The sequence below is a fragment of the Embleya hyalina genome (assembly GCF_003967355.1).
Lineage (GTDB): Bacteria > Actinomycetota > Actinomycetes > Streptomycetales > Streptomycetaceae > Embleya > Embleya hyalina.
The window spans coordinates 18,658-33,317 of the sequence record NZ_BIFH01000058.1 but is presented as its reverse complement, the minus strand read 5'-3'; the positions used below and the strand labels follow the sequence as shown (position 1 = coordinate 33,317).

The 14,660-nt window shown below is 71.5% G+C and carries 10 protein-coding genes; 3 read left to right on the top strand and 7 right to left on the bottom strand.

Annotation, left to right across the window (positions count from 1 at the left end; translation table 11 throughout):
- Positions 1-156: 156 nt before the first annotated feature.
- The 6 genes from EMA17_RS48780 to EMA17_RS48755 all read right to left on the bottom strand — a co-directional run bounded on the left by EMA17_RS48780 (position 157) and on the right by EMA17_RS48755 (position 10,774).
- The gene (locus tag EMA17_RS48780; RefSeq protein WP_126643652.1) at positions 157-2,433 is read right to left on the bottom strand and encodes an FdhF/YdeP family oxidoreductase; all 2,277 of its coding nucleotides are present in this window, start codon (positions 2,431-2,433) and stop codon (positions 157-159) included.
- A 96-nt stretch (positions 2,434-2,529) separates the two neighbouring features.
- Positions 2,530-3,693, bottom strand: coding sequence for a globin domain-containing protein (locus EMA17_RS48775; RefSeq protein WP_126643651.1), 1,164 nt, complete (start codon positions 3,691-3,693; stop codon positions 2,530-2,532).
- A 256-nt stretch (positions 3,694-3,949) separates the two neighbouring features.
- A complete protein-coding gene (locus tag EMA17_RS48770; RefSeq protein ID WP_126643650.1) occupies positions 3,950-5,809 on the bottom strand; it encodes an extracellular solute-binding protein in 1,860 nt (619 codons plus the stop codon).
- Positions 5,810-5,906: 97 nt separating this feature from the next.
- Positions 5,907-8,405: a serine/threonine-protein kinase gene (locus tag EMA17_RS48765; protein ID WP_160161849.1), complete on the bottom strand. Its 2,499-nt coding sequence runs from the start codon at positions 8,403-8,405 to the stop codon at positions 5,907-5,909.
- Positions 8,406-8,600: 195 nt separating this feature from the next.
- Complete coding sequence (locus EMA17_RS48760; protein ID WP_126643648.1) at positions 8,601-9,758, bottom strand: acyl-CoA dehydrogenase family protein; 1,158 nt, start codon at positions 9,756-9,758, stop codon at positions 8,601-8,603.
- On the bottom strand, positions 9,758-10,774 hold the full coding sequence (locus EMA17_RS48755) for an acyl-CoA dehydrogenase family protein (RefSeq protein ID WP_160161848.1): 1,017 nt from the start codon (positions 10,772-10,774) through the stop codon (positions 9,758-9,760). The genes EMA17_RS48760 and EMA17_RS48755 overlap by 1 nt, the downstream gene beginning before the upstream one ends.
- 289 nt (positions 10,775-11,063) lie before the next feature.
- Between EMA17_RS48755 and EMA17_RS48750 the strand changes: the two genes are divergently transcribed.
- The 3 genes from EMA17_RS48750 (at position 11,064) to EMA17_RS48740 (ending at position 13,645) form a co-directional block, all read left to right on the top strand.
- Complete coding sequence (locus EMA17_RS48750) at positions 11,064-12,134, top strand: hypothetical protein (protein WP_126643646.1); 1,071 nt, start codon at positions 11,064-11,066, stop codon at positions 12,132-12,134.
- A 383-nt stretch (positions 12,135-12,517) separates the two neighbouring features.
- On the top strand, positions 12,518-12,973 hold the full coding sequence (locus EMA17_RS48745) for an ATP-binding protein (RefSeq protein WP_126643645.1): 456 nt from the start codon (positions 12,518-12,520) through the stop codon (positions 12,971-12,973).
- Between the two features lie 435 nt (positions 12,974-13,408).
- Positions 13,409-13,645 carry a DUF397 domain-containing protein gene (locus EMA17_RS48740; RefSeq protein ID WP_020554482.1) on the top strand — a complete coding sequence of 79 codons (237 nt, stop codon included), beginning with the start codon at positions 13,409-13,411 and terminating at the stop codon, positions 13,643-13,645.
- Positions 13,646-13,696: 51 nt separating this feature from the next.
- On the opposite strand, the gene EMA17_RS48735 is transcribed toward EMA17_RS48740, so the two are convergent.
- Positions 13,697-14,563, bottom strand: coding sequence for a Sco1979 family transcriptional regulator (locus tag EMA17_RS48735; protein ID WP_126643644.1), 867 nt, complete (start codon positions 14,561-14,563; stop codon positions 13,697-13,699).
- Positions 14,564-14,660 lie beyond the last annotated feature (97 nt).

Sequence of the window (14,660 nt, the reverse complement as noted above, 5' to 3'; positions counted from 1 at the left end):
GCGCGGAGAGCGGCGGAGCCGCGAAGTGTGGGCTGGGCGACCCGGAGCGAAGCGGAGGGGCGCACGGCCCCGAGCGAGGGGCCGCTTTTTCTTGGAGGAGCGAAGCGGGGGAAAGAAAAAGTGGTCCCTCGCGAGCCGGCGCGAAGCGCCCAACAATCAGCGCGCGTGCGGCTCCAACCGGACCACGATCGACTTGGACGTCGGGGTGTTGCTCTCGTCGGCCGTGCTGTCCAGCGGCACCAGCACGTTGGTCTCGGGGAAGTAGGCCGCGCAGCAGCCCGCGGCGGTGTCGTAGGACACCACCCGGAACGCCTCCGCCCGCCGCTCCGACCCGTCGTGCCACTCGCTGACCAGGTCGACCAGCGCGCCGTCGGCGAGGCCCAGCGTGCTCAGGTCGACGGGGTTGACGAACACCACCCGGCGACCCTGCCTGATGCCGCGATACCGGTCGTCCAGGCCGTAGATGGTGGTGTTGTACTGGTCGTGCGAGCGCACCGTCTGGAGGATCAACCGACCCTCGGGCACCCGCAGCACGGCGAGTTCGTTGCGGGAGAAGTTGGCCTTCCCGGTGGTGGTCGGGAACCGCCGCGCGTCGCGCGGCCCGTGCGGCAACACGAACCCGCCGGGCTCGCGCACCCGGCGGTTGAAGTCGGTGAAGCCCGGGATCACCCGCTCGATCCGGTCCCGGATCAGGTCGTAGTCGCGCGCGAGGTCGCGCCACGGCACCGACACCCGGTCACCGAGCACCCGCTCGGCCAGCCCGCAGACGATCGCCACCTCCGAGCGCAACCGCGGCGAGGCCGGCGGCAGTTTGCCGCGCGACATGTGCACCGCGCTCATCGAGTCCTCGACCGTGACGAACTGGTCCCGCTCGGTCCGACCCAGGGTGGGCAGGATCAGCGCGCGCCGCCCGGTGACCGCGTGCGAACGGTTGAGCTTGGTGGACACCTGCACGGTCAGCCGGGTGGCCCGCAGCGCCGCCTCGGTGGCGGCGGTGTCCGGCGTCGCGGAGACGAAGTTGCCGCCCACCGCGACGAACACCTTCACGCTCTCGTCGCGCATCGCCCGGATCGTGTCCACCACGTCGTGCCCGTGCGCGCGCGGCGGCGCGAAGCCGAACTCCTGCTCCAGCGCGTCCAGGAACGCCGGCGCGGGCTTCTCGTAGATGCCCATCGTGCGGTCGCCCTGCACGTTGCTGTGCCCGCGCACCGGACACACCCCCGCGCCCGGCCGGCCCACATTGCCGCGCAGGAGCAGGAAGTTGACCACCTCACGGATCGTCGGCACCGAGTTCTTGTGCTGGGTCAGGCCCATCGCCCAGCACACCACGATCCGCCGCGAGCCGAGCACCCGCCGGTGGATGCGCTCGATCTGTTCGCGGGAAAGCCCGGTCGCCTCCAGCACGTCGGCCCACGGCGTGGTCCGCACGTCGGCCGCGAACTCCTCGAACCCGTGCGCGTATTCGTCGATGAAATCGCGATCGAGCACGGTGCCGGGCGCGGCGTCCTCGGCTTCGAGCAGCAGCCGGTTCAGCGCCCGGAACAGCGCGAGGTCGCCGTTCACCCGGATCTGCGCGAACTCGTCGGTCAGCGGGGTGCCGGACCCGAGCATCCCGGAGACCTTCTGCGGATTCTTGAACCGCAACAACCCGGCCTCAGGCAGCGGATTGACCGCCACGATCGAGGCGCCCGCCTGCTTGGCCTTCTCCAGCGCGGACAACATCCGGGGGTGGTTGGTCCCCGGGTTCTGACCCACCACGAAGATCAGGTCGGACCGGTACAGGTCCTCGAGCGACACGCTGCCCTTGCCGACCCCGAGCGTCTGGGTCAGCGCCGAACCGCTGGACTCGTGGCACATGTTGGAGCAGTCCGGCAGATTGTTGGTGCCGAACGCGCGGACGAACAGCTGGTACACGAACGCGGCCTCGTTGCTGGTGCGGCCCGAGGTGTAGAACGCCGCCGCGTCCGGCGAGTCCAGCGCCGCCAACTCCTCGGCGACCACGCCGAACGCGTCCTCCCACGAGATCGGCGCGTAGTGCGAGGCGCCCTCGGCGAGATACATCGGCTCGGTCAACCGACCCTGCTGGCCCAGCCAGTAGTCCGACTTGTCGGCCAACTCGGCGACCGGGTGCGCGGCGAAGAAGTCGGCGCCCACCCGGCGCACCGTGGCCTCCTCGGCGACCGCCTTCGCGCCGTTCTCGCAGAACTCGGCGACACTGCGGTGGTCCGGCTCGGGCCAGGCGCACCCGGGGCAGTCGAAGCCCTGCTTCTGGTTCACCTGGACCAGGGTCAGCAGGCTGCGCTTGACCCCCATCTGGCGGCCGGCGTGGCGCAGCGACCAGGCGACGGCCGGCAGCCCGGCCGCGTACTCCTTGGGCGGCCCGACCACAAGCCCCTCGTCGCCGACGTCGTCCACGGGCGGCTTGCTGACCATGCGGGTGCTCCTGCGGCTCGAAGCGGTCGTATCGACACGACTCGACACGACCCTGATGACCAGTACGTTACGCCCCCGGCTCCGACGCGCCGCGGCTCAGCGGCCCCGAAGCAGTACCGTCCCGCGAGCGGACCCGTCCAGGCTCTCGGTGTGCAGCCGCTGCGGGGCCACCCCCAATTCGCCGGTCAGCCGGTGCGCGGTGGCCCGGACCAACGCCGCCGACCCGCTGACGAACACGTCGTGGTCCGCCCAGTCGCCGTACCTGGCCAGCACGTCGGGCAGCGCGCCCCGGACGCCCGTGAACGAGCGGTCGTGGGTGACCGCGGGGATCACGTTCAACCACGGGTACACGTCGGCCATGGCGGACAGCGCGCCCAGGTCGTACAGGTCCGCCCGATACTCGGCGCCGATGAACACGTGCGCACGGTGTGCCAGCTGACGCTGCGCCATGTGCTCCACCAGCGCCTTGATCGGCGCCAGGCCGGTGCCGTAGGCCACGCACAACGTCCGGCGCAGCGTCTCGCCGCGCAACACCAGGCCGCCGCGCGCCGGGCCGAGCCGGATCCGGTCGCCGACCCGGGCCCGGTGTACCAGCGCGTTGCTCACCCACCCCGCCGGCACCGCGCGCACGTGCAGCTCCAGCCGGCCGTCGACGCGGGGGGCGTTGGCGATCGAGTAGTGCCGCCACACCCGGGGCCACCAGGGGGTCTCCACCGTGACGTGCTGGCCGGGGTGGTAGGGCAGCGGGCGATCCGGCTCGACGGTGATCACCGCGATGTCCCGGCCGCGCGGCTCGTGGGCGGTGATCACCGCGTCCCACCACGCGGGCGCGTCCTCGGCGTCGTCGGCGGCGGCCTCGATCATCACCGCCGCCGCCCACGTGTACACCTCCACCCAGGCGGCCTGGAGTTCGGGCGTCCAGCGCTCGCCCAGGTAGCGGGCCAGCGCGCCGATCAGCGCGCCGCCGACCGCGTCGTAGTGCTCGTCCAGTACCCCGTATTTGCGGTGGTCCCGGCCCAATCCGCGCAGATAGCGGCGCAACTCGTGCGGTTCGTCGCCGGCCGCGCCGACCCGCAGCAGCGCGGCGAGGAGGCGGTCGCGCTGGTGGTCCATGGCCGGCGGGAACAACGCGCGCAGGTCGGGGCGGCGCAGGAACAGCAGCGCGTAGAAGTGCGAGACCAGATCGTGCGCGACGGGCGCGACGGCCTCGAGGCTGCCGCGGAGCAGATCGGCCCGGGAGGGGTCGGGACTTCCGGACATGACGGACCGCATCCTCGTGTGCTCGGAGAGCGACCGATCGGCCGGACATGTACCACCGAAGCCGGAAACCGCCGGTCGCCCGAAGGGGAAGTGACCCGACGGTATGCGCCGGTCCGATTGCGGAGGGTGGGTAATGCGGTAAGCCCGCCGCGGGGAACCGCGACGGGCTTACGCTTGAGGATTTCTTACGCCGTGTGGGTGACACGACGGCCGGCGTCCGGCCGCCCGGTCGAGGAGCGGTGGGATCCGGTACGGGTCAGGGCTGGTAACGGACGAAGGTGCCCGCGATCTTCGCGTCCTGGTCCGCGCCGACGGCCACCGGGTCGGCGCCGCCCAGCACGTTCTCGGCGAAGTCCTTGAGCGGACCCGCCGTCCAGCCCGGCGCGGCCGGGTACGGCTTGCCCTGGGCGAGCGCGGTCAGCGTCGCGGCCCGGGCCGGGTTGGCGGCGCCCGACGTGGTGGTCAGCCCGCCGAGCGCCGGCACCGTCTCGTTCTCGTTCGCCCAGCGCTCCTGCCACACCGACGAGGACATCACCCGCAGCAGGTTGGTCGCCCCCACCGGATGCCCGGTCTTCGCCGACACGGCCAGCACACCGGCCCACACGCCGACCGTCGCGGGCTTGCCGGCGGTGGTCCCGGGCATCGGGAAGGCGCCCAGGTTGCGGGCCGTCTCGGGGGAGGTGCGCAGCAGTTCGGCCACCACCCAGTCCGGCTGGATCGCCATCGCCGCCTTGCCGGCGGTGAGCACGGCGGTGATGTTGCCGGCCGGGTCCTTGTACTCCTCGACGTTCTTCGGCGCGCTCGAATAGGACTGGAGCTTTTGGAAGAACGCGATGCCCGCGCGGCCCGCGTCGGTGTTCAGTCGCCCGACCCAGCGCTCGTTCTGCCGCACCGCTATCTCGCAGCCGTTCGCGTACAGGCACGCGGCGATCGTCTGCCAGGCCCGGCCGACCAGGTGCAGCGCCTCGAACTTCGGGTCGCTCGCGTAGTGCTGCTTGAGCTTGTCCAACTGCGTGATCCACTCGTCGCGCGTGGTGGGCACCACGAACCCGGCCGGATCGCACAGCCGCTTGTCGTACAGCACGACCGGGGCGTACACGTCCATCGGCAGCGCGTAGAGCTTGCCGTCGACGGTGCAGGCGGCCCGGGCCGCCGGATGCCACGCGTCCGCGTTCAACCGCTTCGCGTAGGGGGTCAGGTCGAGCAGGGTGCCCTGCTTGACCCGGCGGGCCAGGCCCAGGCTGTCCACCTGGAAGAGGTCGGGGCCGTTGCCCGCGGCGAGCGCGGTGTCCAGCTTCGTCTGGTCGATGTACTCCTGGACCTCACCGCGCACGGTGCCGAGTGGATCCACCTTGACCAGCGCGGCGGCCAGGTCGGAGTTGGTCTTCGCCTGGTCGACGCCCGGGGTGTAGAGCTTGTCCAGCCACATGGTGAGCGTGTACGGACCGCTCTCGGTGGTGGGCGGTTCGGGGTCGGTCGGCGGCCCCGGCGGTACCGGCGCGGGGGTGGTCGGGTTCGGCTTGGGCGAGGGGGCGGCGCTCTTGTCGTCGCCCCGGGTGAGCAGCCAGGCCGCGACCCCGCCGCCGGCCGCGACGGCCGCCGCGACCGAACCGGCCACGATCACCCGGCGCCGGGAGGTCCCGCCGTCGGGCCGCGGGGGTTGCGGACCCCGGCTCCCCGGCGGCGTGTTCGGGTACTGCGGCCCGCCCGGGTACTGGGCGGGTGCACCCGGATACGGCCCGCCGGCCGCGTATTGCGCCCCCTGGCCGGCCGGGTACTGCGGTGCCTGGTTCGGGTATTGCGGTGCCTGGCCGGGAGGTTGCCCCGGCGAGTATCGCGGGGCCTGGCCCGCCGCGTACTGCGGAGGCGGCCCGGCCGGGTAGCCGGGCGCGGGACCGGCCGGCGGCTGCGGTGCCCCACCCGCCGGGGGTGGTCCGGGCCGCTGCCCGGCCGGGTACCCCGGCGGCGGTCCGGCCGGCCGGTGCTGCGCGGGCGGTCCGGCCGGCTGTCCCGGGGGCGGCGGCACGGCCATCGGGGCGTACGTGGGCCGAGGCGGTGGTTCGGCCGACGGGTCGTCGTCCCTCGACGCGGGTGGTTCCTCGTTCCACGACGACACGGTGCGGCTCCTCCGAGAGTGGGCGACAGGCATGGCCGGATGCCATGCCTGCGCAAACCCTAGGCCGCGCGGTGATCTCTGCCGCCAGGGAGATCCGTCAGGTGGGGTCGACGCCGAACTCGCGGGCCACGATCGTGTTCGCGGCGGCCGCCGCCACCAGCGGATCGGTGCCCGCCAGCGTCTGCCGGGAGAGTTCGGCCAGCGGACGCTCCGACCACCCCGGGGCGACCGGATACGCCCGACCGCCCACGGGCAGCGCGGAGAGCGCGGCCTGGATCATCGGATTGTCCGACGGCACCGCTCGATCCAGGCCGCTGCGGACCGGGACCAGCCGGGCCTCCGTCGCGATCCGGGCCCGCCAGCGGTCGGTGGCGACCAGGGAGAGCAGGTCGATCGCCGCCTCCTTGAACAGGCTGGCGGCCGACACCGCCAGGACCGTGCCGTGCACCCCGACGGCGGCCGGCTTGCCCGCCGTGCGGCCGGGGATCGCGAACGCGCCCAGCACCGGGCGCAGCGCCGGATTCGCGGTCACCACCGCGTCGTACAGCGAGGCGTCGGCGATCACCGAGGCGACCCCGCCCTTGGCGACGCGGGCCGTGGTCGCCGGGTCGTCGTTGCCCACCCCGACCGCGTCCGGCGCGTACGACTGGAGGTGTCGGAAGAACCGGGCCCCCTCGACCGATCCGGGCAGGTCGAGCGTGCCGCGCCAGGCGTCGCCCTCCTGCACCGCGATGGTCCCGTCGTCCTCCCACACGCACGAGGCCAACACCGGCCAGGCCCCGCCGGGTACGTACAGCGCGCGGTAGTCGGGGTTGGTCGCGTTGGCCTGGCGCAACTTCTCCAGGTCCGCGACCCAGGTCACCCGGTCGGTCGGCACGCCCACCTGCGCGGCCTGGAACAGCCCCTTGTCGTAGAGCACCACGGGCACGCCGGCGCCCAGGGGCAGCGCCATGATCCGGCCCCCCGAGGTGACCGCGGCCCGCACGGCGGGGAACCAGCTGCCGCCGTCGAACCGGCTCTGCAACGGGGTCAGGTCCATCACCAGGTCGGCGGCCTTGAACCGGGCCAGGGCGAGCAGGTCGAGTTCGAACACGTCGGGCCCGCGACCCGCGCGCAGCGCCTGTTCGAGGGCCTGGGTGTAGCCGGCCTTCGGCTGCACCCGACTGCCGATCCGCACCCCGGCGCCGGAGGTGCCCATTTTGCCGAACTCCAGGCCCAGTTCGCCCAGCAGCGCGGCGGGCACCAGGCTCTCCGTGGTCCACACGGTGAGTTCGCGGACCGTGCCGGGCACGGCCGGTCCCGGCGTGCGTGCCGCCGAACTCGACGCCGGCGCCGACGGCTTCGGGGTGGCCTTGGGCGTCTTGTCGCCGCCCCGGCTCAGCGCCCATGCCGCACCGCCGCCGCCCAGGACGGCGGCACCGGCCGCGACGGCGAGGAAGCCGCGGCGGGACTTGGCCCGGGACGAGCCGGCGGCCCGGTGCGCGCGGGTGGGCGGTTCGCCCCCGGCCGGCGGCACGGCGGGTTCGGCCCGGGCCGCGCGGTGGGTCCGGGCCGGGGTGGCGGGCGGCGCGGACTCCGGCTCGGGGACGGGCGGCGCGGCGGGGGAGGCGACGGTCGTGGTCGTGGGCTCCGGCTCCGGCGGCGGGGTCGCGCCGGGCGGCGGGGCCGGTACGGTGTCGGCCGCGTACGGCTCGCTGCCGGGCATCGGCTCGGGTGGCTCCCACGGGTTGGCCACCCGTTCGGCCACCCACGTCGCGGTGGCCGCGGGCAGCCAGCTCGGGCCGGCGGTGCCGGCCGCGACCCGGGCCACCTCGTCCGGACTCGGCCGCCGGTCCGGGTCCTTGACCAGGCAGGCCGCGATCAGGTCGCGCAACGAGGCGGGCACGTCGCCCAGTTCCGGCTCGCCCTCGGCGACCCGATCGGCGGGCGAGCGCTCGTCGCCCCGGTCGAACGGGCCCGCGCCGGTCGCGGCGAACACCAGCACCGACCCGAGCGAGAACACGTCGCTCGCCGGACCCACCGTCAGATCCCGTACCTGCTCCGGCGAACGAAAGCCGGGGGAGTCGAGCACGGTGCCGATCACCACGCCGTCGGCGGTCACCGACGAGCCGAGCGAGGCGTGCGCGATCCCGACGTGCGGCAGCCGGGGGCCGTTCGGATCCAGCCGCACCGCACCGGGGTCGAGCCGCCCGTGGTACAGCCCGGCGGCGTGCAACAGGCCGAGCGAGGCGGCGAGTTCACCGGCCAGCGTGCGCAGCGAGTGACCGGGGAGCAGACCGTGCCGACGGACCGTCTCGGCCAGCGTCGGACCGGGCACGTGCGTGGTGGCGTACCAGAGTTGCCGGCCGGTGGTGTCGGCGTCCAGGACCACGGCGGTGCCCGGACCGGGCAACCGCCGAGCGGCGTCCACCTCTTCGCCGAAGCGGACGCGGAAGGCGGGATCACGCCCGAGGTCGGCCCGGATCACCCGCACCACGACGGGGGCGTCGTCGGGCGCGGCGCCCAGATAGGTCCGAGCCGTGGTCCCTTCGCCGAGCCGGCCCACCAATCGGTAGGCGCCAACGCTCGAAGGGTCCTCGTCGTGCAGCGGCCGCATGGCAGAAACTCCGTTTCGCTCACCGGTGTGAACGGTGCCGAAGTCTGCCATGAAGCGCGCCCGCTTCCGGCCACCCGTTCGGCGGCACCCCCGCCGAGCCCGTCATATCCGTAAAACACCGGGCGCCGCGCCCCCGGAGCGGCCCGCCCGCGCGGCACGGGACCCGCGCGACGCCGCGCGCGGGTCCCGCCGTACCTATCGCGACCGGGGCAGCCCCAGCCGGTGCTCCGCGATGTTGTTGCGCTGGATCTCGCTGGTCCCGCCGTAGATCGTGGTCACCGGCGCGTCCCGCGCGGCGTGGTCGACGAACCACGCGTCGCCCGGCTCGCCCAATAGTCCCTCGGGTCCGGCCATGTCCAGGCACGCCTCGGCAGCCCGGTTGTACGCCTCGCTCGCGTACAACTTGGCGATCGAACCCTCGGTGGTGGGCAGGCCGCCCGCACTGGCGATCAGCGCCGGACGCAGCGCCAGCAGCGCGGTGATCTCGTTGTCGATCGCGATCCGGGCCAGCCGCTTGCGCACCGCCGTGTCGTCCATCGCCCCGGTCTCGGTCGCCCACCGGGTGAACCGGCGCAGCAGCGACACGCCCTGGTTCATGTTGCCGAACACGCCCCGCTCGTAGGCCAGCGCCACCTTCATCACGTCCCACCCGCCGTGCACCTCGCCCAGCCGCCAGCGGTCGGGGACGCGGACGTCGGCGAAGTAGGTGATGTTGGTGCGGTCGCCGCCCATCGTCTCCACCGCCTGGAAGGAGATGCCGGGCAGGTCGGTCGGCACCAGGAACATGGTCAGGCCGCGATGTTTGGCCACGTCCGGGTCGGTGCGGGTCAGCAGGATCACGTAGCCGGCCTCGTGCACGAGCGTGGTGAACATCTTCTGCCCGTTCACCAGCCACACCGGCTCGTCCTCCGGGTCCCCGGGCACCCGCTCCGCGCGGGTGGCCGCCGCCGCGACGTCCGATCCCGAGCCGGGTTCGCTGTAGCCGAGCGCCGCGATCGCCTCGCCCCGATGGAACCGGGGCAGTACCTCGGCGAGATGGAACGCGCTGCCGATCTGCTCCACGACTCCCGCCACCAGCATGGTGTTGGCCAGCCCGTAGAACGGCGCGTCGGCCAGCCCCAGTTCGTCGAAGAAGACGTACAGCTCCAACGGGTCGCGCCCCCCGGCCCGCCCGGGCCCGGCCATGCCCTCGGCGATCACCCCGGTCGCGGCCAGCGCGCGGTGGAACCCCCAGTCGTGGAAGGTGCCGGTGCGCCGGGCCCGCTCGATCATGTCCTCGGTCAGGTGTTCGGCGACGAAGCCCCGGATCCATCGCCGGAACTCCTCGACCGATTCCTTGGGTCGAAAGTCCATCAGACGCCTCCCACCGCTCCGAAGAGATCGTCGGCCAACGCCCGGTACTCCTCGTCCGGATCGCCCAGGACCAGCGGCCAGCCCCGCGCGCGCCGGAAGTAGAGCTGGATGTCGTATTCGAGGGTGACGCCGTATCCGCCGTGGAAGTGCACCGCGCGATAGGTCGTGGTCCGGGCCACCTCCGTCGCGGCCAGGAACGCCATCACCGCGAGCCGGCCCGCCTCGGCCGGGTCGCCCTCGTCGGCGCACCACGCGGCGCGCGCGGTCAGCAGCCGGATCCCGTCCAGCGGCCCGACCAGATCGGCCAGCCCCTGCTGGACCGCCTGGAAAGCGCCGATCGGCTTGCCGAACTGTTCGCGCTCCAGCGTGTACGCGACCGCCGACTCCAGCGCCCGCTCGGCGAGCCCGGTCAGTGTGGCGGCCGTATACAACTGCCACTCCCGGCGCAGCGCGGCGTGTCGCCGGGCCGCGTCCTCGCCCCGGGCCAGGACCACCCGCCCGCCCCGGTCGTCGCGCACGTATCGGTCGGCCAGCGGCGCCGCCGCGTGGTTGACCGGCGCGGTCATCGGCGCCTCGCCCCGTACCGCGACCAGTTCGTCCTCGTCGAGCGCCACCACCACATCGGCCACCGCGCCGCCGGGCACCAGTCGGGCCAGGCCGTCCACGGTCGGCCGCAGGGCCGGCGCCGCGATCAGCGTGCCGTCGGCGACCCCCGCGCACCACGGCGTGTCGAGCAACAGTCGGGACGCGGCCAGGTGCGCGCTCAACGGCACCGGCGCCAGCACCCGACCGGCCTCGTGCAACAGCAGGATCAGATCGGCTCGGCTCGCACCGCCGCCGGCATCTTCGGGCAGCGCCATTCCGGGTACGCCCATCGCGGCCAGGCGCCGCCACAGATCGGCCGCGAAGCCGAGCGGTTCGGCCGCGCGCACCACGGAAATCGGGCATCGGTCCGTGAAGAACTCCGAAAAGGCGCTCCGTACCGCCTTTTGATCTTCCGTCGGTTCAAGATCCACCGGCGACCTCCGTTCACACCTCACCGCTCGCACGAGCCGGCCGGCGCACGCTAGCCGGTGTCGCCGCACCCTTCCATGGCATCGCGGGGGCGAAGTGACCGATGTGCCGGAGATCTCGATCCCATGACATTACTTGCCGGTAGCTGACTGGCGGGTTGCTCTTTGCGAAGATCGGCTGCCCGAGTGACATCCGACGAGAACAGCTGCTTTCCGCCGTGCGGGTCCTGGGGGATCGAGCCGATCACCCATACGATCCGAGGAATAACGGAAAGCGAAGGGAGAGCCCGCTGTGCGTGCATACCGCCACGTGGCGCTGGTGTTGATCGCCTTGCTGGGTGCGGCCCTGATCATCTTCCCGCTGGCCGCCGGCCTGCCGAAGAAGACGCAGGCCGTCGACGACCTGACCAATGCCTTCCGGCCCGCCTTCACGCCGCAGGCCATCGAGCAGAGCCGCACCGACCTGAAGACCATGAACGAGATGCTGGAGCAGCTCCAGGCGGAGACGCTGCCCGGACTCGCCCAGCAGGCCGGGATTCCCACCCCCTCGCTGATCAACCTGATGGGCACCACCGCGCCCGAGGTCGGCAAGGGGCTCAAGGAGATCCCGACGATCATGCCGCGGTTCAACAAGCTCGCGGGCACGATGGACGCGCAGGCCGGGAACTTCCGCCAGGCCGACGACATCCCCACCGCGGACGCGCCGAACACCGCGGTCACCTATCTCTATCTGATCCCGGGCATCGTGCTGCTCGTGGTGGGCGCCGGCGGGCTGCTGTTCTCCTTCGTCGGATCGCGGGCCGTGGTGAGCACGGTGTGCCTGGCGCTCGCCGCGGTGGTCGGCCTCGGCATGGTGGTGGGCACCCTCGCCACCGGCGTGATCGGCAAGACCAAGGCCTCCGAGAAGATGTTCACCGCGTTCCGGCCGACCTTCACCGACGCCGGGTACAAGCAGGCGCACGACGACCTGGACACGCTGGGCAAGATGGCCGTCGGGATGAAGACCAAGTCCATCCCGTCGATGGCCGCGCTCCTGCGCAAGCCCGTCCCGCAGTTCACCGCCGAGTTGGCCACGCAGTACCCCAAGGTCGGCAAGGGCCTCGCGGAGACCGACCGCATCCTGGCCAAGTTCAACGCCCTGGTGGAGAACATCGGCGCCAACATCGACACCTTCGACAAGGCGGACAGCATCCCCAACAAGGACACCGAGGTCTCGGTCATGCCGTGGCTGCTGCTCGGCCCGGGCGCGGCGGTCTTCCTGCTGTCCGGCGTCGCGCTGGTGATCCAATTCACAGGGCGCGGCAACGGCTCCACCGACCCGAACGCGGGGGCGCCGAGGCAACCGTCCGGTGCGGCGGTCTGACCGCTCGACGGCCACACAGCGGAACCGTCCGTCAACCGTGTGTCTAGGTTGTCCGGATTATTCCTGATGTAGGACCAAAAGAAAGAAAAGACTGGTTCCCTGAATGTCCGGGAACCGGGTGTAAAGCGGCCCTTGGTCGATCGAAATGCACGTGCATCGGCGCGGTGCAGACGCAGAAATCGTCGATGCACGTGCATCCGGTCTTGCAGTTGGGGTCGGCATCCTCATAATGAAGTGTGTGCATGTGCACGCGCATGTGCATGGACGCTCTGTGAGGCGAGTCCTCTGGCGGCGTTCCCAACAGGCCGGGGACCAGTACCCGCTCGGAGGCACGGATGACCGTCGCGAGTCCCGCAGGGTTCCGGACGTCGACGTTTCAGTGGATGGAGCCTCTGGCCGGGGATATGGGCCCAACATCCGATATCGCGATACAAGCCCTCGCCGCACGTCGCGAGTCGGTCAAGGCCGCCCGTGACTTCACGCAGTCGGTGCTCGCCGGCTGGGGCGCCGCCTGTCTCGAGGACGACCTCGCCCTGGTCGTGTCCGAGCTCGTCACGAACGCACTGTGTCACGGTCTGGGTGCGGGCCGCGACGACGCGACGGACGTCGCGCACAACATCCAACTGGCGCTTCTGCGCAAGGGCGAACGCGTCATGTGCGCGGTGCAGGATCCGGGCGAGAGTCTGCCCGAGACCCAGGCCGGCGGCGAGGACGAGGAATCGGGCCGCGGGCTGTATCTGGTGGGCTGCTTCAGTGATTCCTGGGGCTGGTTCCCGTTGAACGGTATGGGCCGACGCACCGGAAAGGTCGTCTGGGCCATGTTCGAGATCCGCGGCTGATCCACACGTTCCGCAATATGGGGACCGCATTGCGTGGCGACATTGTGTTGCAGCGAAGCGGCGAGTTTTAATTCACATTCGCCGGCGGCAACGAATGCGGCGGTATCCGAGTCACGGCGCCAAGCGTTTACCCGTCGATCCCGTCGACGGGTTTTCTGCATTCTTACGCCCGTTTCGTCCCCGGCGGCTTAAGCAGCTTTTACGCTTCCTTTGAAACCTTGAGGAATGCATGAGCCCTCCCGTGTGGGTGAACTCCGGCTGCGCTATCATCGCCGTTGTACGCTGCAAATGCATGGTCAGATGCACGTGCATGCGTAAGTCGGACCGGTTTTGGAAGAAATTGCGACGGACCGGGACGAAGGAACGACACGTGCCGCAACCGGGGGGCGGGCGACCGCCGTCGGGTCGCTCGGCGAGAGGTCCAGGAGAAGCGTCATGCAGGCAACGCACAACGGGGTATCGGCGACCGCGCTCGACGGGGTCACCTGGCAGAAGAGTCGCCGCAGCAACTCGCAGGGAAATTGCGTCGAAATGGCCGCGCTGCCGGACGGCGACGTCGCGGTCCGCAATTCGCGCCACCCCGACGGGCCGGCGCTGATCTATACGCGCGCCGAGATCGAGGCGCTCATCCTCGGGGTCAAGGACGGGGACTTCGACAACCTGCTGGCGTGACGACCCGCCCGGGGTGCTTCACCCGGGTGGGCGTACCCGACGGTGTGTCGGTCAGTTCTCCTTCAGGATGCGCTGGAGCAGATCCACGCTCTTGTCCGGCGGCATGCCGTCCACGCTCAACCGGTCCATCACCTCGGTGTACGCGTCCACCTCGTCCCGCTTGTCCAGATAGAGCGCGCTGGTGAGCTGCTCCAGGTAGACCACGTCGGGGAGGTCGCTCTCCGGGAAGCGCAGCAGCAGGAACGGACCACCCTCGGCCGCGTGCGCGCCGAACCTGAACGGCATGATCTGGATCGTCACGTTGGGCAGGGCGGCCATCTCGATCAGATGCCGGACCTGATCGCGCATCACGTCCCGACCGCCGATCGGGCGACGCAGGGCCGCCTCGTCCAGCACCACCCAGAGCCTGGGCGGCTTGTCGCGGTAGAGGATCGACTGGCGCTGCATCCGCAGACCGACGCGCCGGTCGACCTCGGCCGCCGACGCCGAGGGTTGTCCGGCGATCACCACGGCCCGCGCGTACTCCGGGGTCTGGAGCAGGCCGGGGACGAACTGCACCTCGTAGGTGCGGATCACCGAGGCGGCCTCCTCCAGGCCCACGTAGACCTGGAACCAACTCGGCAGGATGTCGTTGTAGTTGTGCCACCAGCCCTGGGCGTTGGCCTCCGCCGCGAGGCCCAGGAGGGCCGCCCGCTCGGTCTCGTCGCCCACGCCGTACATGGTCAGCAGATCAGCCACGTCTCGCTCCTTGAAGCTGACGCGCCCCAGTTCCATTCGGCTGATCTTCGATTCGGAGGCGCGGATCTCGTAACCGGCCTCCTCCCGCGTAATGCCCTTCGCTTCGCGCAGACGGCGAAGCTGGGAACCGAGGAGAATACGGCGAACCGTCGAGCCGCTCCCCGGCTGCGTTGCGGGCATCTGCTACCTCCGGCTGAATGGACCAGCGCATAGTATGCCGGCGCGTTGCCACGCGTCCTCGGATCATGGTTACAACAGCACTCTCTTGACGATGTGC